General features: G+C 49.9%; 20 protein-coding genes. 6 read left to right on the top strand and 14 right to left on the bottom strand.

Annotation, left to right across the window (positions count from 1 at the left end):
- Positions 1–63: 63 nt before the first annotated feature.
- The 3 genes from EA392_13700 to EA392_13690 all read left to right on the top strand — a co-directional run bounded on the left by EA392_13700 (position 64) and on the right by EA392_13690 (position 5,083).
- The gene (locus EA392_13700) at positions 64–2,868 is read left to right on the top strand and encodes a T9SS C-terminal target domain-containing protein (protein TVR37085.1); all 2,805 of its coding nucleotides are present in this window, start codon (positions 64–66) and stop codon (positions 2,866–2,868) included.
- A 31-nt stretch (positions 2,869–2,899) separates the two neighbouring features.
- Complete coding sequence (locus tag EA392_13695; protein TVR37084.1) at positions 2,900–4,465, top strand: hypothetical protein; 1,566 nt, start codon at positions 2,900–2,902, stop codon at positions 4,463–4,465.
- 63 nt (positions 4,466–4,528) lie between these two features.
- Positions 4,529–5,083: a glutathione peroxidase gene (locus EA392_13690; protein ID TVR37083.1), complete on the top strand. Its 555-nt coding sequence runs from the start codon at positions 4,529–4,531 to the stop codon at positions 5,081–5,083.
- 1 nt (position 5,084) lies between these two features.
- On the opposite strand, the gene EA392_13685 is transcribed toward EA392_13690, so the two are convergent.
- The 8 genes from EA392_13685 to EA392_13650 form a co-directional block, all read right to left on the bottom strand.
- Positions 5,085–6,119 (bottom strand): peptidase S41, encoded by a 1,035-nt coding sequence (locus EA392_13685; protein TVR37082.1) that lies wholly within the window; start codon positions 6,117–6,119, stop codon positions 5,085–5,087.
- Positions 6,101–6,871 carry a hypothetical protein gene (locus EA392_13680; protein ID TVR37081.1) on the bottom strand — a complete coding sequence of 257 codons (771 nt, stop codon included), beginning with the start codon at positions 6,869–6,871 and terminating at the stop codon, positions 6,101–6,103. The genes EA392_13685 and EA392_13680 overlap by 19 nt, the downstream gene beginning before the upstream one ends.
- A 152-nt stretch (positions 6,872–7,023) precedes the next feature.
- On the bottom strand, positions 7,024–7,248 hold the full coding sequence (locus EA392_13675) for a hypothetical protein (protein ID TVR37080.1): 225 nt from the start codon (positions 7,246–7,248) through the stop codon (positions 7,024–7,026).
- Between the two features lie 170 nt (positions 7,249–7,418).
- Positions 7,419–8,162, bottom strand: coding sequence for a shikimate dehydrogenase (locus EA392_13670; GenBank protein TVR37079.1), 744 nt, complete (start codon positions 8,160–8,162; stop codon positions 7,419–7,421).
- Positions 8,159–9,097 (bottom strand): DUF368 domain-containing protein, encoded by a 939-nt coding sequence (locus tag EA392_13665; protein ID TVR37091.1) that lies wholly within the window; start codon positions 9,095–9,097, stop codon positions 8,159–8,161. The genes EA392_13670 and EA392_13665 overlap by 4 nt, the downstream gene beginning before the upstream one ends.
- 56 nt (positions 9,098–9,153) lie before the next feature.
- Positions 9,154–9,471, bottom strand: a complete 318-nt coding sequence (locus EA392_13660) for a hypothetical protein (protein ID TVR37078.1) — start codon at positions 9,469–9,471, stop codon at positions 9,154–9,156.
- The gene (locus EA392_13655; GenBank protein ID TVR37077.1) at positions 9,468–10,259 is read right to left on the bottom strand and encodes a phosphosulfolactate synthase; all 792 of its coding nucleotides are present in this window, start codon (positions 10,257–10,259) and stop codon (positions 9,468–9,470) included. Before EA392_13655 ends, EA392_13660 begins: the two co-directional genes overlap by 4 nt.
- Positions 10,256–11,665, bottom strand: coding sequence for a tetratricopeptide repeat protein (locus EA392_13650; GenBank protein ID TVR37076.1), 1,410 nt, complete (start codon positions 11,663–11,665; stop codon positions 10,256–10,258). Before EA392_13650 ends, EA392_13655 begins: the two co-directional genes overlap by 4 nt.
- A gap of 147 nt (positions 11,666–11,812) precedes the next feature.
- Here EA392_13650 and glmM point away from each other — a divergent pair, with 147 nt between their 5' ends.
- Together glmM and EA392_13640 are read left to right on the top strand one after the other, a co-directional pair.
- Complete coding sequence (glmM, locus tag EA392_13645) at positions 11,813–13,201, top strand: phosphoglucosamine mutase (protein TVR37075.1); 1,389 nt, start codon at positions 11,813–11,815, stop codon at positions 13,199–13,201.
- Positions 13,202–13,235: 34 nt separating this feature from the next.
- Complete coding sequence (locus EA392_13640; protein TVR37074.1) at positions 13,236–14,369, top strand: cysteine desulfurase; 1,134 nt, start codon at positions 13,236–13,238, stop codon at positions 14,367–14,369.
- On the opposite strand, the gene EA392_13635 is transcribed toward EA392_13640, so the two are convergent.
- Positions 14,370–15,836 (bottom strand): TonB-dependent receptor, encoded by a 1,467-nt coding sequence (locus tag EA392_13635; protein TVR37073.1) that lies wholly within the window; start codon positions 15,834–15,836, stop codon positions 14,370–14,372. It abuts the gene before it with no gap.
- 97 nt (positions 15,837–15,933) lie between these two features.
- On the opposite strand from EA392_13635, the gene EA392_13630 reads away from it, so the two are divergent.
- Positions 15,934–16,725 (top strand): MBL fold metallo-hydrolase, encoded by a 792-nt coding sequence (locus EA392_13630; GenBank protein ID TVR37072.1) that lies wholly within the window; start codon positions 15,934–15,936, stop codon positions 16,723–16,725.
- On the opposite strand, the gene EA392_13625 is transcribed toward EA392_13630, so the two are convergent.
- From EA392_13625 to EA392_13605, 5 genes are all read right to left on the bottom strand, one after another.
- The gene (locus tag EA392_13625) at positions 16,689–17,957 is read right to left on the bottom strand and encodes a dihydroorotase (GenBank protein ID TVR37071.1); all 1,269 of its coding nucleotides are present in this window, start codon (positions 17,955–17,957) and stop codon (positions 16,689–16,691) included. The genes EA392_13630 and EA392_13625 overlap by 37 nt on opposite strands.
- Positions 17,957–20,008, bottom strand: coding sequence for a hypothetical protein (locus tag EA392_13620; GenBank protein ID TVR37070.1), 2,052 nt, complete (start codon positions 20,006–20,008; stop codon positions 17,957–17,959). Before EA392_13620 ends, EA392_13625 begins: the two co-directional genes overlap by 1 nt.
- 44 nt (positions 20,009–20,052) lie before the next feature.
- Complete coding sequence (locus EA392_13615; GenBank protein ID TVR37069.1) at positions 20,053–20,910, bottom strand: TIGR02757 family protein; 858 nt, start codon at positions 20,908–20,910, stop codon at positions 20,053–20,055.
- On the bottom strand, positions 20,808–21,488 hold the full coding sequence (locus EA392_13610) for an ABC transporter ATP-binding protein (GenBank protein ID TVR37068.1): 681 nt from the start codon (positions 21,486–21,488) through the stop codon (positions 20,808–20,810). Before EA392_13610 ends, EA392_13615 begins: the two co-directional genes overlap by 103 nt.
- A gap of 87 nt (positions 21,489–21,575) precedes the next feature.
- Entirely contained in the window at positions 21,576–21,824 is a 249-nt protein-coding gene (locus EA392_13605) for a hypothetical protein (protein ID TVR37067.1), read from the bottom strand.
- Between the last annotated feature and the right edge of the window lie 360 nt (positions 21,825–22,184).

The raw sequence follows: 22,184 nt of genomic DNA, 5'->3' as shown, positions 1-22,184 counted from the left end.
CTGAAATTGCGCTGATTGGATTATTGTAGATAACTTTCGGAAGTTATCCAAACAATCAGTAGCATGTATCGAACCTTTGCCGCCCTCGTTCTTTTGTCATTACCCCTTGGGTTACTGGCTGATCCCGGTGTGAGCACTTCCATCAGTGTCTGCATCCAACATAATCCTTTTCAACTTATTGATGCCCTGCAGGGCAATCCCAGCCCAGGTGGTTCTTGGGTTGACCCCTCAGGAATAGAAGTGCCCGATGGTACTTTCGTGCCCGGAACAAGTGAGGGTGGAATCTACACCTACACGGTTGACGTGGGCGCAGGCCCCGAATCTTCAACCGTAGAAATCACCATGATAAATTGCCCCGGGCCACCGGCCAATGACAACTGTTGGGATGCTCAGTTTATCAATCCTGCCAACGGTATTCCTTTTACCACATTTGGCGCAACAACGGACGGACTTCCACATTTCGGTGAAGAAAATTGTGAGGTAAACGGAGAAGCCCAGATTGAGAATGACGTGTGGTACATTTATGCCGCCACTTGCGACGGGCAGGCAACGGTCTCAACCGTAGGAGGCACCACGCTCAATACTAAGATTGCGGTTTACAATTTCAATTGTATTCCCACTACCAATGACCTGCTTGCTTGTAACGATAACTTTGGTAGCTCCTTGCAAAGCTCTGTGAGTTGGCCTATTGTTAACAATGGTGTGTACGCCATTCGTATCGGTGAATCTCCCGGCCCGGGAAGCGGAAACGGAACTTTCAACCTGATTCAATCTTGCGGCGGAGAAGATCCGCCTGCAAATGATTTGTGTTCAGATGCTGAGTTTGTTACGCCATCAGCGGCAATTCCTTTCAGTACCCTGGGTGCATCAACCGATGGCCCGAGCCACGAAGGAGACTTTACCTGCTTTTTGTGGGATGATGATCAGTTCCCCAATGATATTTGGTATTCATATACCGCCTCCTGTGACGGATTGGCATCCGTGAGCACACTAGGAGGAACCACCTTAGACACACGCATTGCGGTGTACCTTGGAGGCTGCCCGGAAGATCTGTCAACCCTCATTGATTGCAATGATGATTTCCAGGGTTTTGGGCAGAGCATTGTGAACTGGGATGTGGAACAAGGGCAGGAGTACACCATACGAATCGGAAACAGTCCTTTTAGCAACGGTGGAGCAGGTACCTTTTCTTTGGAAGAAGTTTGTGGTCAGGAACCCCCGCCTAATGATGCCTGCGAAGGGGCTGAGGTGATTACACCATCTTTCGGAATCCCTTTCAATACCTTTACTGCTACCACTACAGGCCCCTCTCACTTTGGAGACCAGACATGTACATTCTTTGGAGGCAATCAAATAGATAAAGACGTTTGGTACAGCTATACGGCTTCTTGCGATGGACAGGCTGAATTTTCAACGTTAAACGGCACTTTTCTCGATACCCGCATTGCTGTATATGCTGCCTATTGTCCTGAAAACATGATTAACGTCGTAGCCTGCAATGACGATGTTAGTGGTAGCCTTCAATCTGCTGTTACCTGGGATGTGCTGGAGGGAGAGACGTACTACCTGCGTCTTGGTGAATTTCCGGGTTCAGGAGGGGGCTCCGGAACTTTCAACCTGGTTGAAACATGTATGGAAGATAACTGCGTGATGCCCGTGGTCGGCTATCAAACGATGTGTACCGGAATTGACGATTTTGACGGGTTTTTTGTAAGCGCCACTGTTGTAAACATAGGTAATAACCCTCCGTATGAACTTGTGGTTAACGGCACTGACTCAACTGTTTTTGTGGATGTTCCCGGGATATATACCTTCGGGCCCTTTCCCAACAACAGCCAGGTGTCCCTATCCTTGCAATCCCTTTCAAATGCGGCTTGCATAAGCGGATCGCCTTTTCTTTCAGCTGATTGCTACCCGCAAAACTTCAATGTGGGTTGCCTTGATATTGATCAGGTGTTCAGCAATCAATGGAATTCATTTACTCTTGAGTTCTCTTCTACATGGGGCGAGCCTCTTGAAGGCGGTAATTGTAGCTTCGATCAGGTGCACAACGACCTGTGGTATTTCTTTACAGCTCCCTGTACCGGAGAGGCCACCTGGACCAATTGCGCTTTGAGTACCTTCAACACAAGGATGGTAGTGTTTGAGGGTACCTGCGAAAACGACGATTTGACCGTACTGGCATGTAGCGATGAGGCGGATTGTAATGACCTGTCAGCTTCGGTGACTTTCCCCACCTTTCAAGGCTCCACGTACGTTTTGCGGCTTGGTAGCACAAGTGATGCGGAATTCGGGATTGGGGTGTTTATGATTGAGCAAGAGGAAACCGTCGTTAGTGCTGGAAGCGATACAACCGTCTTCGTTTGCCAAAGCAATACAGGCTCTATTGTGATGCCTGGCCTACTGGATGGTGAAACCTCCGGAGGTATATGGACGGATGATGATGATACCGGGGCACTACTTGGCAACGTGTTGTTTCTGAACTCACTTCAAGCTCCGGGAGTGTATCAGTTTACCTACACTGTTTCCGGGCCGTGCAATGAGGATCAAGCGACTGTGACCATTGAATACGACTTCTGTGATGGCTTTGCTTCTGTGATTCCGGAGCCGGAGCTGAGTTATTCCATTTTCCCGAACCCGGCTACTGACGTTTTCAGGCTCTTTATTCCGCGTACACTCGATCAATTGCAGGTTGTTGTAATTGACGTCAGCGGTAGAGAGGTTTTTAGAATGCAGGAACCTGCCAATGAGGGAACCAACTGGGAGATTGATTTGCCAACCGGGCTCAATACCGGATTGTATTTTGTTCGGGTAGTGGAGCCTGCAACCGGCAAAGAACAAACCCTTAAACTCGTATTGAGAAAATAAGCTTTCAAATGCGAAAGCCATTGCTGTGTAAATGAAAGATTCCATCCAGCTATCTGATATTCAAAACGGAAGCTCTGAAGCTCTGGGGAGGTTGTATGCACAGTATTTTCCTGAAGTGTTGCGTTTTGTAACCTTGAACAAGGGAACCATGGATGAAGCGCGTGACTGCTTCCACGACGCGGTGTTTCTTCTTGTACATCACTCCGATGGTCAGAAAGATATGGGGGTGTTTATGTACTCGGTAGTGCGCGTGTTGTGGCAAGAACAAATGCGCTCCAAAAAGGCCAACCCAACCTCCATGCTTCATGTCTCGGAGTTTCTTGAGATGGATCCGGGCTTTCTCAGGAAAACCCTGCATACTGTGAAAGCCACCGAAGAACGGATCAAAAACCTCGCAGAACCGGGCCGTACATTTGTCAACGAGCACCTGGCTCATGACGTTCCCCTGGAAGAGATTGGAATGCGTATGGGCTTTAGCGATAGCACAAGCGCTGCCAAAAATTACTTCAAGGCCATCGCAAAGCTTCTGGATGGTGACGAACTCGATGTGACGCAAGAACAGCTATTGGAATTCAGGAAACACTATACCGGCCAGGCAACCGAAGACGAGAAAAGTGGTTTTGCTGAGGCCCGCAGGGAGAATGGTGCTTTGGAGCAAGTTTTTTTGGCTTACAGCGCATTACGAGATTCTATTGCTGCACTCAAGGTCTATCAACAGCTCCACGAAAAATTGGATGAGATTTTCAAATCCCGTGATTGGTCGGAACCCCAATTGGCATCTGTGGAAGGAGGCGGAAAGCGTCCGGGGCTGGTGTTTTGGCTGCTGGTTGTGTTGGCTACAGGAGTGATTACTTTTTTTGCCACCAGACAAATCTACCTTCATTCACCTGCTTTATCTGAAGCAGCCGTAGATTCAGCAACAAATAACCTGGCTGAAGAAAATGGTGCTGCCGTTAGCGATGAAAACCTGATACATGAACCGGATGTCGTGGAGAGTGAAGCCCCAAAACTAAACGCAAGGTCGTTTATGATAAGTCAGGCAGGTTTTTTTATTACCCAGCACAGCAAAGTGCAGGATGCGAAATCCATACGGCTAAGAAGGGGCGATACGCTCGATTTCAGGACACAAGCGGTTTTTTACGATGCAGCATTGGACATAGCCATCTACCACGTAACAAGTCCGGCGTGGGAAAACACACTGCGCATTCCCTATCGCCTGTCGGGTTTGCAAGCATCCGTGGGTACGCCCATTATGGTAGCTACGGGAGGAGAAATGTACCTCGGCAGTATTACCGGTCTCGAGTTGGATGGGGATGCACGTTTTTACCAAACCGACTTACATGCTGCGCCTCATGCTTCGGGAGCCCCTGTGGTTTCTCAAAACGGAAATGTTGTGGGGATCTGTCTTGTGGATGCTGATGGAAATGCCAAAGTACTGAAATCAACACAGGTGGTGGGCTCATTGGGGGCCAACGCGTCAGTAGCAGAGATGCGTAATTACGTGCGTTCGGAAGACAACCGCCTTGCCGGCTTTGAAAGACAGGACCAAAAGCTGAAAATGGAGCCATTCATTCTTGAGGTTGTACCTTTTTACTGATGCTCCGCCCTTTGAGGCAAACCTTTTGCCTACGTGTTTGTTTCAAACTTACAATTGAAAATCATGAAAAAACTCACACACACTTTTACCGCGCTCATGCTTGTGCTGGCAGGTTGCGTAGGCGCTCAGGACAAAACCATGGAACCCACGGACTTTTACGATCTCACAGTAATGGATATTTACGGTGAGGAAATGAAAATGGAGCAATTCAAGGGTAAGTACGTACTACTCGTAAATGTGGCCTCCAAATGTGGATTTACCAAGCAGTACGCTCCATTGCAGGAACTGGCAGAGAAGTTCCCGGATAATCTCGTTGTGATTGGTTTTCCTAGTAATCAGTTCATGAAGCAGGAGCCGGGCACCGAGGAGGAAATTATTCAGTTTTGCGAGAAAAACTACGGCGTAACCTTTCCGATGACCTCTAAAATTGACGTCAAAGGGAAAGATCAACACCCGGTGTATCAGTGGCTCACCAACAAAGAGCTCAACGGTGTAGCCAGCGAAACGGTAGGGTGGAATTTCAACAAGTTCCTGGTCTCTCCAGAAGGCAAGTGGCTGGCTTACTTCGGCTCACGTACTGACCCAATGGATAACGACATCACCTCTCTTATTAAGTAAGCTACTGATTAAGAAGCTCAAGGGCTTTTTCTATGATGGTGTCCACACCGTTTGCCTCATCGGCAGGATCCATGTCCTGCTGAACATCCGGCGGAATTCCATGCTCTACGTTAAAACCGTCCGGAGCGAGCGTCATCGACGAGGAAAAACGATATTGCCAACCATTGGGCAACTCGGCGTTAAAAGGAAAACCGCCACCGCCACCAGTTGTGTCGCCAACCAACGTAACATTCGGTAGTGCTTTCATGATCAGTACAAAATCATTGGCTGCGCTATAGCTGCGCCTATTGGTTAGTACTGCCACGGGTTTGTTGTATCTCGTGCCATCGTAAGGCTCCAGGTAACGCTCTTCGGGTTGGCTGAAATCATCGTGACCCGGGCCGTTCTTGTACAGCCAGTACTGGGTTAGAGCTCTCTCCTCGGTAAAGCGTGCCGCGACGCGCTCGGCGAAGCGCGTTTCGCCACCCGGGTTGTTTCTCACATCTATAATCATCGCCCTCGTATTGCGCATCGCTGAGAGCAGAGTGTTCAGATTACCCTCACCAACAGGCGACGAAAAACTGCGGTAGTGAACGTAGCCAACCGAATCTATGACGGTGGCCAGAAGCGGTCCGATGATAAGGTGATTTTCGCCCAGATAATGCCTCTCAATCACGTCGTAATTGTAGTTGGGAGGAGAACTTAGGTACCAGCTGTTGTTTCTAGCAACGTTAAAAGGCGTGCTCAGGGTAGTGTGGCCATCGTTCAGCTTGTATATCATGTCTCGCAACACGTTAAATAGTTGCAGGTTAGACATGTCATCGGTGATCTCTGGCCTGTACTCGTTGTAAACGGCCTGCCAATCAATGTTTTTAAAAGTGAAGAATGCGTATTTCTCATCCATGGTCTTCCAGAACGCCTCGAAGTTTTCAAGTGGTTCGTCGGCAGGATCCGAACCCATCCACAGCTTTTCGCAACTTACTATTGTGAAACACGCTATGCCCAGAATCACGGGCAGAAGTCTTTTGTTATTTTGGCTCAAAATGAAAAGTACCATCCCATTAAAATTTGGTGTTGGGCCACGTCAACCGGGTGTATGTGGCTGATGTGGTAGTAGTCCCAAACGTAACTAATAACCAATCTGTTTTTATTATTCAACACGCGGGCAATCCCCAGTTCGTTGCGGACCCTGAAAAAGCGATTGAGGGTTTGCAATCGACCGCTGTCAAAAAAAGCGCGCACATCACTTCTTTCCTGAGCAATATACCCCTCAGGAATTGAGCTGGCGAACGATGGCCGAAGGTTAAAAGCCAGCAAGGGGACATCCATTCTAGCAAAGCATTCATAGGGCTTACCAAATATTTCGGTGTTGTATCGCAAACTACTTGAGGGCCCTATAGAGGAGCTGAATTCGTAATTGAGGCTGTTGTTGAGGTATCGCTGATGGAACCTCAAGGTGAGGAAGTTCATCCAGGATCCGCCCAGAAACCATTGCAGCCGGCCTTCTTTCCAGGACTTCAGGTTATACTGTTGTGCATAGTTCATTTGAACCTGCCCGCTTAAGGCACGGGAGCGGCGCCCTTTGGGCAGCGACGGTGTGGTCATTTCTCCAAAGGTCAGATCCAGTTGCAGCACCTTCAAGCACCTGTCCTTGGTCTTTTCCAGTCCAATTTGACCGTGAAAATGGCTGCCACTGTACAACAACGGCGACATTCCAACGTCGCGCCCCTGCATCCATGAGTAACCCGGACGAATGGTCAAAAAGCGCAGGGTGTCTGATTGAGCGCCGAAGATCATGTCGGAAGACATGATGCACACAAATAACACAATAGATTTGAAAAGACAAGGACTTTCGGAGCGTTTCATCACATCCGAAAGTACGCATTATTGGATATGACAAACCAGGTCACAAGCAAAAAGGGGATGCCTGTAACAGATTTGCTCACCATCTTAAAGTAAGGTTACGATGAGGGCTTATGAACTACAGGGTTATCGTTCACCCACTTGCCATTTTTGGACTCACCCAAAATGATAACCTCTTTAGATTTCTCGTACTTCTTGATAGACTGTTTCAATTCTTCCTCGGTATCCCTGCGGATCTTCACGCCGGCCTTGGAGCCTTTATTGCGCACTTCTATGTAATAACCATCTTTGAGCTTAACCGGTCTTGTTGGAGGTCTTCCCATCGTTCTTGAACTTTCTTTACGTGCCCTGCTATGAATAAGGGGGCGCTTGGATGTTTGAATTTCAAATGAAATTAAATACAAGATAAGCCAATTATTCGGATTGGCGCTATTTTTTGTGAATCAATTTAGGTTTTTTTAGATATTGTCTGCTCATCCAAAGAGCAGTTGTTTTAGGGTTGGTAACCATGTAGCCATATGTCCCACGCAGCCTCGGCCTGTGCAACCAACATTTGGTATCCGTTCAAGGTTTGGGCGCCAAGTTTTTCAGATTCTATCATGAACCGGGTTTGAGGAGGGTTGTATATCAAGTCGAAAACAAGATGTTTGCTTCCGATGCCTTCAAGAGTGATGGGGGGCATGCTTTCAACATTGGGTGTTGTTCCCAGTGGCGTGGTATTCAGAATAAGCCTGTGGTCTTTCAACAAATCTTTGCTGAGGTCCGAATAGGATAGGTGGTGGGTGCCCAGGCTCCGTGACACGACCAGAAAATCAATGCGCATCTGTTTCAAAGCATACTGAACAGCCAGAGACGCACCACCGCTGCCCAAAATAAGGGCTTTGTCGTGATAAGGTTTTAAATAAGGCTCCAAACTTTGCCGAAACCCGATCCAATCAGTGTTGTATCCGGTTTTTCTCCCGTCTGAAAAGTGGATGGTGTTTACAGCACCTATGGTCTCAGCATGAGGATCGAGCCCGTCGAGAAATGGAATGACTGCTCGTTTGTATGGTATCGTAACATTCAGTCCACATAACGCTCTATTGGACTCAAGCAATGATGTGAAATCCCGGATATCTTCTATCTCAAAATTCCTGTAAACGGCATCTTTTATGCCTTCACGCTCAAATTTTGCCGCGAAATAAGTTTTGGAGAACGAATGGTGCAGCGGGTAGCCTATGAGCCCGTATACCCTCATGCTTTTTTGGGTGAATACCGGTTGAGAATCAGTACCAGTGCGAGACCGGCAAAAGCAGCCAACCCGGCAAAAATGAGCTGGTTGTCGTTGTCTGTGAGATGGGTGAACTGCCCGGGCCACACGTTGCGTTCTACGAGTGGTACTACTTTTTCGCGTGGTGTTCCTTCGTATTTTACAAAAGTACTAACCACTTTTTTCCAGGGCCAGACCTTATTCAGCGAGCCAATCAAAAACCCTGTGAGAACGGCAATCGTTAGGTCGTGGGCCTTTTGAAACAGCCACTTCAGTGCGCGGGCAAAGAGCATCAGCCCCACTGCGCACCCCAACGCAAATACAATGAGTTTACTGCCTGAACCCACAAGAGCTGCGCTGTCCATGTTTTTGATGGCTCCTGTAAATTGGCTGATGGTCTCCATCACCGTGAGATACACACCGAGCAAAAGGAGAATAAAACTACCCGATATGCCCGGCAGTATCATAGCCACTATGGCGATGGAGCCGGAGAAAAACAGATAGAACAGATTGTCGGTGCCGGCCGCGGGGGTGGCCAGTGTAATGAAATAGGCCACAATAGCGCCGAGTGCCAGAGCTGCCCATACCTGTGGTAACCCGGGTTTCTTGATTCTTTGATAAACCACCGCCACCGAGGCCATGATGAGCCCAAAGAAAAACGACCAGGTAGGAATGGGGTAGTCGGTAAGCAGTTTTTGAATGAGATGGGCAAGACTTACAATGCTGATTCCGACTCCGGCAAAGAGAAACAGAAAAAAGGTGCCATTGATTCGCTCCCAGAATGCCTTCCAGCCCGATTGTCGCAGTACGCGATAGGCCTCCATGTTGATCTGGGCGATGCTTGAGAGTAGTTCCTCATAGATGCCGGTGATGAACGCAATGGTTCCACCACTCACGCCGGGAACAACGTCGGCGGCACCCATGGCCAGACCTTTGGCGCTTAGCAGTAACTTTTGAGAAAGCGTTCGGCTCACAGTGCTCAGTATTTTTCCATCAAAGGGTCTATGCGCTCAGCCCAAGCCATAATACCACCCTCAAGGTTGTACACATTGTCGAAACCGTGTTTTTGATGCAGCGCAGCAACGGCCGCTTTGGCTCGGTCTCCGCCTTTGCAGTGAAGCACAACAGGAACATCTCTTCTCAATTGATGCAACTGGGTGAGCAAATCGCCCAACGGAATATGCTCGCTGTTCAGGCTGCAAATATCTCGTTCATACGCCTCGCGCAGGTCAATAACCTGAACCGGAGAGCCCGATAAAAGTTTCTCCCTGAGTTCTTCTGCCGTTATGGTTTTCATTGAATTTGTTTCAGTTTTTCGCCCACCTCTTCAGGTAAGTGGTCGAAAAAGGTGTCACCTCTGAGCCCCAGCCTGAGCGACTCGAGTGCAATCACATCGTGAGGGCCAATGTTACCGAGGTTAACGTTTGCTCCAATCAGCTTGATAAACCACACTTGCTGTGGTTTCTGAGGCGCTTCCCACAAAATGTCTTCAGCCTTGATTTTGTTGAGAATCTTGTTCACCAACATGCTGTGTGCTGTCCCGTTTGGCCTGTAAATACCCACATTCCCACTCTCGCGGGCTTCGGCAATTACTTTCCAGGATCCCGCCTTCAACTCGTTGCTCATCATGCGCACCCATTTGGCCGGACTAATCAAAATGCCTTCTTCCTTGGAGCCAACCTCAGAAAGAACGGTGCAGTCTTCAGACAATTGCTTGATATAGGTGCACTTCTGCTTGTGGTTGATTTCGATGGAGCCATCCGAAACTTCGGCGCACTGAAGCTTAAACTTTTTGAGTAGCTTCCGGTAATCGTCAAACATACCTCGCGCTACAAAAGCTTCGAAAAGCGTTCCGCCGAAATAGACTTTCATTCCGGCCTCGTGGTAGATGGCAATTTTTTTCTCAAGATCCGACGTAATCATGGAACTGCCGAAGCCAAACTTTACAAGGTCGCAATAGGGGGCCGAAGAAGCCACAAAGTTCTCAGCTTCTCTCCAGCTAAGCCCTTTGTCCATCATCATCGTTAACCCGTTGTTGCGGGGGTGAGCAGTGCGCTCGGGAATGTATGGTAGGGTAAAATTCATTCTTTTGGTTTGAGCGACCCCGAATGGGTGGCAAAGGAAGAACACCTTAATGCCTCGGGGTTATCTTTTAGGAATTGCGTCAGTCCTTCGGGGTCGTTTTGAGCCGCCAAAGATAGTAACTCCCCCACTTCTTCCGACTTTGCGTTGCTTTGGCTGTACCAAATCATGCGGTACACAAGGTTCCAGTCATCGGGATTCAGCTGAAATCCTCTGGCAAGTACTTCACACGCTTCGTCTGTTTTTCCGGTTTCTGCCAGAAAAGTGCCGTAGTCTTCCCAAGCGTCGGCCTGGAGCTCATCCAGCTTCAGCGACTGCTTGAACGCCTTTGTAGCCAGCCTTTGACGCTTGTTTTTCACGGCCCACATGGCGTACATATGCCAGTACGCAGCCGACTCGGGACAAATTTTCAGCGCTTTTTTATGCCATCGTGCAGCGGCCTCTTGCTCGTTGAGCATTTCATTCACTACCGCCATTCCAATCATGGCATCGGTAAAGGTGTCGTCAATCTCGAGGGCGTGCAAATAATGCTCAGATGCCGCCTGCAGGTCGTTCATTTTCTCGTAGGACTCACCGATGTAGCACAATGTATGCGCGCCTATGCCCTCGGCAGCCATTACCGCTTCAAATTCGCGCACAGCCTCCGGATAGCGCTCCAGTTGTATCAAAGAGTTGGCCCGGTTGTACAAAGCGAGCGTGTAATTTTCGTCAATGGCCAAACAATAATCGTATGCCTCCATGGCCCGCTCGTAATCTTCCAGCTTGAAAAAGGCATTGCCTAAATTGTACCACGCGGTACCTGAGTATGGTTGATTATCAATGAACTGTTGGTAAAAAATCACAAGCTCATCCAGCTTATTCATGGATTCGTAGCAATGTGCCAGTTCGTGTAATGCAGCTTCATTGTTCGGGTTGATGGAGAGTGCTTCCCGTAAACTGTCAATGGCACTGCTGAAGTCTTCAAGGTTTTCTTGCTCGTAGGCGATATCAAGAAGGATTTCGTCCTTAAAATCACCACTTAGTTCTTTGGCAATCCTGAGATTTTCAATGGATCGGTTGTGGTCTTTCATTTGAGCGTGGATGCCGGCCTTGAGGTAAAAGAGTTCTTCGTTTTGCCTGTCCACTTTTTGAACCTCGTTAATCAGGTGCAGTGCCAGATCCAGCTCTCCGTGTACGCTGTGTACACGGGCAGCCATCAGCTTGAGGTCAACGGATTGAGGATGAATACGACGGGCAACCGATGCTGCTTTTTTGGCCTGGCTGTGCTCGCCCTGCTCAAGGAGATAATCTATGATGTTTTCGAACTCATGAACATCAAAATAAGGCACTTCACCGTGTTTCAGGGCCTGCAAAAATCGCGTGATGCTCTCTTGTTCCTCTGCGTGAAAATCATCTGAAAATTCCGTCATGCGGTTTAGATTCGGTCGCTAACAAATGTAATCAATCCACCTGCGCTGCGCACGGGGTCTGGTTTTATTTTCCACAATGGGCTTTTGAATAACTCGAAACGGCAGGTTTCCACACGGAACGGTACCTTTGCACAAATATTTCGCGCCATGACGTTAATAAAATCCATTTCAGGCATCAGGGGTACCATTGGAGGCCCGGTTGGCGATAACCTGACGCCCATTGATATTGTGAGATTTTCAGCCGCCTATGGGCAATGGCTCAGGAAGCGGCACGCCGGAGCACCCTGCAAAGTTGTTGTTGGTCGCGATGCCAGAAAAAGCGGAGCCATGCTGTCTGCTTTGGTTTCGGCTACGCTACAGGGAATGGGAATAGATGTGCTGGATGCAGGTCTGAGCACAACCCCCACAGTAGAAATGGCTGTGGTGCGCGAAAGGGCCCAGGGAGGTATTATTCTGACCGCCAGTCATAACCCCGGTCAATGGAACGCCTTAAAACTTCTTAACGAGCGGGGTGAGTTTATCTCTGGTCAGGATGGAGCGGACGTGCTTTCACTCGCCGAAAAGGAGGATTTCGGATTTGCCGATGTGGATGCTCTCGGAACCGTAACGGAACTTGAAGACGCCATTGAAGCGCACATAGACGCCATTGTTCAACTGCCTCTGGTGGATACGCATACAATCGCCAATGCCAATCTCAAAGTGGTGGTTGATGCGGTAAACAGCACCGGCGGACTGGCCTTGTTGCCTTTGCTCGAGCGCCTGGGCGTGGATGAAGTCATTCCCATGTACTGTGAACCTACAGGCGAGTTTCCGCACAACCCGGAACCATTACCGGAGCACCTTACCGAAATTTCGGCCAGGGTGGTTGAAAGCAGAGCAGACCTTGGCATTGTGGTAGACCCCGATGTGGACCGGCTTGCGTTGATTTGCGAAGACGGAACCATGTTTGGCGAGGAATATACCCTTGTGGCGGTGGCAGATTACGTTTTGAGCCGCCAACCCGGAAATACGGTGTCCAATCTTTCGTCCTCACGGGCTCTGCGTGATGTTACGCGAAAGTACAACCAACAGTACCGCGCAGCCGCAGTGGGCGAAGTGAATGTGGTGGAAGCTATGAAGCACAGCAATGCGGTAATCGGTGGCGAAGGAAACGGCGGAATCATATATCCTGAACTGCACTACGGACGTGATGCAATGGTTGGAATAGCCTTGTTTTTGAGTTATATGGCCCGTTCCGGAAAGGCAGCGTCCGAGCTGCGAAAAGCCCTGCCAGCTTACTACATGACCAAGCGCAAGATTGAACTGAGACCTGGAATGGATGTGGATGCCCTGCTGATCACCATCAAAGACTCCTATAAAGACCTTGAGCCCAATACTACCGACGGCGTGAAAATTGACTTTGAAGACGGATGGGTGCATTTGCGGAAATCCAACACCGAACCCATTATCAGGATTTACAGCGAGGGAATTTCGGAGTCCAAAGCAATCCAATTGGCCGACGAAATTGGCCGCCGAATTCAGGCAGAAATTGGGTAACTTCGCATGATGTCTGCCGAAAACACTGCTCAAAATGAAGGTATATCTCGATAACGCTGCCACCACACCGCTCGATCCGGAGGTGCTCAAAACCATGTTGCCCTTTCTGGAAAACGAGTTCGGAAACCCTTCGTCAAGCCACCAGTTTGGCAGACGTGCACGCGCCGGAATTGAAACAGTGCGCCGTCGCATCGCTGCATCTTTGAATTGTACCCCCGCTGAGATTGTCTTCACCTCAGGAGGTACCGAGGCCGACAACATGGCCATTCACTGCGGAATTTTCGACGCGGGTATTAAGCATTTTATCAGCTCGCGTATTGAGCACAAGGCTGTTTTGAGCACGCTGGAGCGCTACGCCAGCCGTGGTCTTATCAAGGTGTCTTTTGTCAACCTCACCGAAGTGGGGCACGTGGACATGAACCACCTCGAAGAATTGCTTCGCGATGCCGGTGAGCGCTCATTTGTATCGCTCATGCACGCCAACAATGAAATCGGAAACCTCACAGACATACACGCTGTAGGAATGCTGTGTCGCCAGTACGACGCCCTTTTTCACTCGGATACAGTGCAAACCATGGCGCATTATCGCTTTGATCTTAAAGAACTTCCTGTGGATTTTGTCACCGCTTCGGCACACAAATTTCATGGTCCGAAAGGTGTGGGATTTCTCTATGCCCGAAACCCGTCGCAATTGCAGCCATTGATTGTGGGCGGCGGTCAGGAACGGAATCACCGCGGCGGCACCGAAAACCTCTACGGCATCGTGGGCCTCGGAGCTGCTTTTGATCGGGCCTGGGCGCACATGGATGAGCATCAACGCCACATCACGGCACTCAAAAACAAAATGCGCAAACTTCTCGAAGAGCAAGTGCCCGGTATTGATTTTAACGGTTGTGTAAACCAATCACTCTACACGGTGTTAAACGCGCGATTTGCCGATTGCAGCAACGCAGAAATGTTCCTGTTTATGCTTGATATAGAAGGCGTGGCCGTGTCTGGAGGGAGCGCATGCAACAGCGGGGCAACCTCGGGATCGCATGTTCTGCAAGGCGTGTATGGCATGATGAAAAATACCAGCGTGCGCTTCTCTTTCAGCCGATTCAATACGGAAGAAGAAATTGATTATGCTGCCGACAAGGTGCGTCAGCTTTGCCCCGTGCCCGCCTGATCAGGCCTCTTTCTCTTCGGGGTTTTCCACCTGCTCATCACCTGGTTTTCCGCTGCCGTTATCCGGGTGGTAACCAAAAAGCTGATTGCTTTTAATGATGGTGTCCACAAAGTTCGGAACCATGGGCTCCCAATTCGGTTCCCCTTCACGAATCATGCGCAATACCTCGCGTGATGAGATCTGTAAAACGCTTTCGTCGTGGTCTTCAATGTTCACAATCCGCCCGTTGTACACCAGGTAGTCGTAGAGTGGCTTGATGCGCGGGTGAACCGGAAAGTTATTAGTTGTAATTAGTTCACTGTCATCACTTTCACGACGAGGGTAGAGGTATATCTTCAGGTCGCGGGTAAATAGAATTCCAAACGCTTCAAGGATGCCTCCTTTCAAATCCCGGTAGTACTTTTCGTTGAAAAGAGCCAATAGGTTGTCCACACCCATAATAAGACCCATGCGGTTTTTGGTGTGGTGCGAGAAGTAATCTACCAGTTTGTAGTACTCCTGGTAGTTGGAAATCAGTACAGTTTGACCCAGGGTACACAGTATGTCGGCGCGGTCAATAAAGTCCTGCTCGTCAATTTCACCGTCGGCACTGAGGTTGTTCAGGGTGATTTCAAACAACACCTGTAGCTTTTCTTTGTCAACCCGGGGCTCTGTTACAAATTTGTTGTACCCCTTCAGAATCATATCGAAATTGACCTTTGTTACCGGGCGGAAACTTCCGCGAATCGTCAGGATGTTTTTCTTGTAAAGTACGTCTGCCGCTTGCATATTGGTGCGGTCGGGGTTGAAAATCACCGCATCGGTCATTCCGTTTTTCACAAGCTGTAAGCTCAGAATGCGGTTGTCCACATTGACAAAATCGGGGCCGTCCATCTGTACCATGTCAATCTCTACCTGATCGCGGTTAAGGTTGTCGTACAGTGATTTAAGTAGTTCTTTGCTGTTGTTGTGGTAAAAGTAGCAACCGTAAATAAGGTTTACGCCGATTACACCAATGGTCTCCTGTTGCAGTCCGGATTCAGGTTCGTGCAAACGAATGTGAACCACCACGGTGTTGGGCTCTTTGTCGGGGGCAGTTTGAAACTTCATCCCCATCCAGCCGTGACCCTGAAAGCGCTTTTGAAAATCGATGGTTGCCATGGTGTTGCCAAATGCAAAAAAGCGCTTGGTGGGATGCTTCTCCCGGCTTAATCGTTCAATAATAAGCTGGTACTCGTGGTCGAGCATCTGGCGCAAACGAGGCTCACATACATAGCGGCCAAACTTTTCGCGTCCGTATATCGCGTCGCTAAAGTCTTTGTCGTAAGCCGACATGGTTTTAGCGATGGTACCCGAAGCGCCTCCTGCCCGGAAAAAGTGGCGCACCACCTCCTGCCCGGCTCCAATTTCAGCGAAAATCCCGTAAATCTCAGGGTCGAGGTTAATTCTAAGTGCTTTTTGCTTGGGGGAAAGAATGACGCGCTCCACAGTTCAGGTTTTGCTTTCGACAAAGGTACAGGCTTCGTTGCAATATCAAATTTTTTAGGATTATTTTTGGCCACCTTCACCACGCAAATCACAGGAAATGAAAGTTGTTTTCACAGGAACAGGTACTTCACAGGGGGTTCCTGTTATTGGTTGCAATTGTGCGGTGTGCACCTCCGGCGACCCCCGCGATAAACGCCTGAGAACATCTGTGTATGTGGAGATGGACAATGGCCACAACATCTCCATTGATTCCGGTCCGGATTTCAGGCAGCAAATGTTGCAAACCCGAGTGCGCGAATTACACGGAGTACTTTTTACACACGAGCACAAGGACCACATAGCGGGAATGGATGATGTGCGCTCGTTTAACTTTCTGATGAAAAGGAAGGTAGATATAATGGCCAGTGCTGCCGTGGAGAAGGCTCTCCGCCGTGAGTTTTATTACGTGTTTGAGGAGGATCCCTATCCGGGGGTGCCGCAAATTAACCTGATTCCCATCACTAGCCAGCCTTTTGACTATTTCGGGCAGCGCATTGTGCCGATTGAAGTGATGCACCACCGCATGCCTGTACTCGGATTTCGTATCGACGACTTTACTTACATCACCGACGCCAATTACATATCTGACGAAGAGAAGGAAAAGGCTTACGGCTCGGAAGTGCTCGTGCTGAATGCCTTGCGTAAACAGAAACACATTTCTCACTTTAACCTTGAGGAAGCCATTGCACTAGTACAAGAACTGAAGCCTAAAAAGGCTTACTTCACACACATTTCGCACCTGATGGGCAAACACGAGGAGGTAGCTGCCGAGCTTCCCGAAAACGTGGAGTTGGCCTATGATGGTTTGGAGCTTTACCTCTCACAGGGGTCCAAGCGGCCATCGTTGTAAATGGCAAGCGCTTTGCCTCTGAGAGTTTCGCCCAAAAACGGTGTGTTGATGCTTTTAGATCGCAATTCGCTTTTGTTCAGTACCCATTCAGCATCAGGGTCAAAGAGCGTGAGGTTTGCCGGAGCACCCTCGGTTATTTCGGGTACCGCCAGACCGAGCACTTCGCGCGGTGAGGAGCTGATTTTTTCGATAATCGCGTCGAGCGGAAGCGCTTTGTGAAGTGCTTTATTGAGCACCCCAAAAGAGCTTTCCAGGCCGATGATTCCAAATGCTGCGTGCTCAAACTCTACATTTTTGCGCTCTACCTCGTAGGGCGAGTGATCGGAGCAAATGGCGCTGATGGTTCCGTCTTTCAGTGCCTTAATCAAGGCTTTGCGGTGCGGCTCATCGCGCAGAGGCGGCATTACTTTTTTTTGCTGGTCAAAATCTTTGAGGTCTTTATCCGTGAGCAGCAGGTTGTGTGCATACACGTCGCAACTCACGTTCAGGCCCTTCTTGCGGGCTTCGCGTATCAGGCTCAGTGCTCCTTCTGTAGAAACTCCTGTGAAGTGAATGCGCGCTTCGTTGTATTCGCAAAGTTTTAAATCGCGGGCTACCATGAGTTCTTCTGCCAGCGCCGGAATTCCTTTCATGCCCAATTGGGTGCTTACATCTCCTTCGTGCATTTGTCCTTTGTTGCTCAGTGAAGGTTCGAGCGGAAAAGTGATGATCAGCCCGTTAAAATTGCGGGCATAGAGCATGGCCGTGCTCAGTAAGGCTGCGTTGGCCATGGGCTGCTTGCCGTCGGTAAAGGCCACTGCACCGGATGCGCGCATGTCGAACAGCTCGGCCATTTGCTTGCCCTCTCTGTTAGCGCTCACTGTTCCACAGGGATACAGCTCCACACAAGATCCTTTTGAGCGATTGCGCACATAATCAATGTGTGATTTGGTGCAAAGCGGCGGCGAAGTTTCAGGTACAATGCACACGCCTGTAAAGCCCCCTTTCCGCGCGGACTGAAGTCCTGTGCAGATGTCTTCGCGGTGTTCATTTCCCGGGTCGCAGAAATTGGCCCTCAGATCGAACCAACCGATGGACACGTGCAGATTGGAGGCCTTGAATACCTGGCCCTCGTGCTCAATACGCGCGGCAATTTTTTCAATCTTACCCTTGCGAATCAGGATGTCGCGCTTTTTCATGTGGTGCGGGCTTCCGTTGTGCACCACCACTGCCGATTTGATAAGCAAGTCCATTATTTCCAGAATTTGAGCAAAAGTATTTCAACAAGGAGGAATAGCAAGGCTAATAAAATGAGCCATTTCCAAAGTTTTTGTCCTGATTCCAGTTGCAGCAGACTGGCCTCCAATGCATCGCCGGTTTTGTCGAGCACCGCCGTGTCCTGCATGCCCTTGGCATCCAGCTGATCGCGTAATTGCGAGCCACTGTAGTAATCCAGTGCGCTTTCGGTGCGGGGGTAGTTAAAGGCAAGCCCCGCCACAACAGTTTCGCCGAGCTTGAGCACATAATGGCCGGCCTCTTCTATATGGTCGCGCACAAAGATGAATCCGCGCCCTTCTAAATTTGCAAAATCCGGAATAAACGACAGGTTGCCGTCCATACTCTCTACCGTAAACACCTCCTGATCGGCCGGAATACGCGAGCCTGCGGGGATGGCTGTTTCGCGCCCCAGGTTGTAGCTGATGGCACCGGAAGGCCGGCTGAGTTCCGACATCCTCAATACCGAGGTTACAAAAGTGGCGTGACGCGCAAAGTTGTTGTTTTCGGTGTGCAGCGGCACGGCCGAAATGTAGAGACTGCCGCTGCCAAAAGGCACGTGACTCAGGAAAGCATCGCCGGTTTGAAGGCGCATCAAAGTGCGGTCGTTGCTGGTGGTGCGGCTCACCATTTTATAGTAGCTGAGCACCCTTGGTAAATCCATGTTACGCGGAATGCGTTCAAAGAGATTGGCGAAAAATGGCGATTCGGCATCGAGGTAATTCACCCGGGCATCGCTTTGCACCACGTTTTCGAAAGTAGGCCCGCGAAACCGCAGCATGGCGGCGTTGAGGCTCCCGGCGTCAACGGAAAGTCCGGGCACCAAAAACACCGCACCTCCCTGATCCACAAAGCGCTCAAGCGCATCCGTCAGACCTGTACTGATGCTGTTCAGCTGGTTCAGAATGATGAAATGCTGCGATTCCATCACCGTGTAATCAATCATGCGCACACCTGTTTGCACAAACTCGTAGAGCGGGTCGTCGCCAAAAAGCTTGGAAAAATAATCCGCACCGTCGGGAGGGAGATCACCGGTAATTTCCATCACCTTCAAGGTTGAATCTACATTGAAAGCAAAGTAGTAGCGATCGTCGAAGGTAATCGGGTAGTCGTCAATATCCACATAGCCAAAGCGGAAGCCTGGCTCGTCGTTGCTGAAATACAGTGCGGTATCGGTGTAACTCTGCGGTGAGGTGTTGAACGAACCCACGGCAGCCTGCCGGCCGTCGAGCCAAAGGGTGAGAGGCATGTCATCCACCTGTTTTTCACTGTGATTGCGGATGCGGATGTTGAGTTTTTCCTGCTGGGTGAGGTTGTGAAAGGGGGTTTCGAACCACACAGAGTCCACGTACACATTGTCAGATGCTCGCGTAGGGATGACGACAAAGTGCATTTGAACCAACGTGTCGGGTTCCAACGCGTCGAAGTCGCACATATTTTGTTGGAAGTCCGACACCACAAAAAGCTGTGCGTCCTTGTTGTCGGCGGTTTTGAGGAGGTCGCGCTGACGGGCAATGATTTCGCTAAGACTTCGGGCTTGCGGCCCTATTTCAATTTCGTCGAGTTGGTTGAGAAAGTCCTCGCGCGCCAGAAAACGTTGATGCCGACCTTCAAACTGGTGGGTGAGCAACTGAAACGAGGCAGAGGGCGGGTAGGCAGCGGCAATGCTCCGGGCCGATTCCAGCGCCTGAAGAAAGAGTAGCCCGTCTTCGTTTTCGCCCTGCATACTGAAGCTGTTGTCCACAAATATGCTGATGGCCTTTTCGGCCTGCACGGCGGCCGCGTCCTTGCGCGGAATGACAGGTTGGGCAAATGCCAGTACCAAGGCAGCAAGTAGGAGCATCCGGCTCAGGAGCACCAACAAATGTTTAAGCTGGCGTGTACTTTGCGTTCTTTCGTTTACCTCGCGCAAAAAAGCCACGTTGGTAAACAACACCCGCTTGTAACGGCGAAAGTTAAAAAGGTGAATAATCAGGGGAATAGCCAGCGCAAACAGCGCATAAAGAAATTCTGGGTAGAGAAATTTCATCGAGGCTCAAAGATAGGAATTGATTGATTACGGATGGCAGGGCTTCAAAATTGTTCCTCCGCGCCGAGTGAGAAGAGCGCAAAGTCGTACTTCACGGGGTCGTCGGGATCGAATCTTCGCAGTGCGGATGTTACTTCTTGAACCGCCAACCAGTCGTTGGCTTTGCGTTGCAGCAGACCCAGCTTGCGCGAAACGGTGGCTGTGTGAACGTCGAGCGGCAGGAATAACCCGGCCGGGCTAAGGTTGTTCCAAATGCCGAAATCTACCCCGGACGCATCTTTTCGCACCATCCAGCGCAGGTACATATTGAGACGTTTGGCCGCTGCACCGCGGGCAATGTCGGGAATATGCTTGGCCACGCGTGCTTCATGGGGTGTTGCGAGCATTACGGTTCTGAAATGCGCAATGGCTTCGGCGGCGTTGTGGCCTTTAAAAGCGGCTTCAACCGACCCCAAAGTGCGCACAATATGCTGCAATCGGAGCAGAAAAAACTGAATGTCGTAAGGCTGAAAGGTGCGGTGAACAAACTGCTCAAAGGGTTTTAGGTCGTGTGGGGTAAATTGACTCACAAACTGGTAGGGCTCATGGTTCATGTACTCCAGTATGCGCTCTCCGCTGCGGATAATGCTTGTGCGTTGCCCCCAGGCAATGGTTGCTACCAGCAGGGCAATGATTTCAATGTCGCGGGGTTCCGAAAAGCGGTGAGGCAGGCTAATAGGGTCGTTGGCAATAAAACCGGGTTGGTTGTACTGCACCACCTTGGCGTTGAGAAAACCCCTTAACTGCTTGTCTTTCTGATTCACTGAGTGTGTACCATTCGGCCGTCTTCCATCACCAGCGTGCGGTCGGCCATTTTTGCCAGCGATTCGTTGTGCGTAACGATGATAAAGGTTTGACCCCATTCGTCGCGCAGTTTGAAAAACAGATTGTGCAGCTCTTCGGAGTTCACCGAATCGAGGTTCCCCGAGGGCTCGTCGGCAAACACAATATCGGGCTTGTTCATGAGTGCGCGTGCCACGGCCACACGTTGCTGTTCGCCCCCCGAAAGTGCCGAAGGTTTGTGCTGAAGCCGGTGAGAAAGCCCCAAAAATTGCAGCAACTCTTCCGCTCGCTTTGAGGCTTCCGCGCGACCCACACCACCAATAAATGCCGGGATACACACATTTTCAATGGCGGTAAATTCGGGCAGCAGGTGGTGAAACTGAAATATAAAACCGATGTGCTTGTTTCTAAAACCGGCCATTTTGCGGTTGTTGAGCTTCAGCACATCTTCGTTGTTGATGAAGAGCTGGCCGCTGTCAGGTCGGTCTAGGGTTCCGGCAATTTGTAACAGGGTGGTTTTACCGGCACCGCTGCGTCCTACAATACTTACTACTTCGCCGCGGTTTACAGATAGGTCAACTCCGCGCAGCACTTCCACATCGCCGTACGACTTGTGAATGTTGCTGGCAACCAATACCGGATTTGGGGATGAAGTCAATGCCTGGGTTAAAAGTCAAATTTCCACACCGCGGGCTGCGGGGTGCGCGAAGATAGGACTTTTGGTCGGGTATAGCAGTGAGCCTCTTTAGCGGTTTTTACGCTTCTTCTTGTTTTCGTGGCGCTTGTTTATGACCTTGGCGAAAACTATAAGAGCGAGAATCAGTCCGCCTGCAACCAGGATTTTGTACAACTCGTCCATATGTTGGTTCTGTTTGGTTGCACAAGTTAGGCATTTCAAGACAACTTGAGGCATGCCTTGCCCGAAAACTGTGAATAGAGCATTGGGGATTGGGTGGTGCGCCCCTGGTTTTCTCGTTTTGCCATTCTGACCCAATGGGTTTCAGGGGAGAACTCTCGGTTTCATTCGGAAATAGAATGAGATTTCGCCCCCCGAAGCATTTCGGGGCGCAACTCCTATCGTCGTTGCTTCGGTCGAAATGACAAAGAGAAAGCGGTCAAGCATAAACCCAAATAACACCCTCTTGTCATTTCGACCGGAACGCCGAGAAACGAGAAGTGGAGGGGGGAAATCTCTTTATAGGTCTATACTTCAAGGAGTCACCGAAAAAAGAATGGGTTTAGCCGCAACGCTCGCAACCCCACCTCAAAACTCCCCAGCACCAAACCTCCTGAACCAGGCTGCTGCGAGTGGAAAATGATCTTCGTGGGCGCGGTGGTGCGTGAGCATATCAAT

It is taken from the genome of Cryomorphaceae bacterium (genome assembly GCA_007695365.1).
In the GTDB taxonomy this organism is placed as follows: Bacteria; Bacteroidota; Bacteroidia; order Flavobacteriales_D; family SKUL01; genus SKUL01.
Note: the sequence above shows the minus strand (reverse complement) of the source record. Positions and strands in the feature narration are given on the sequence as shown.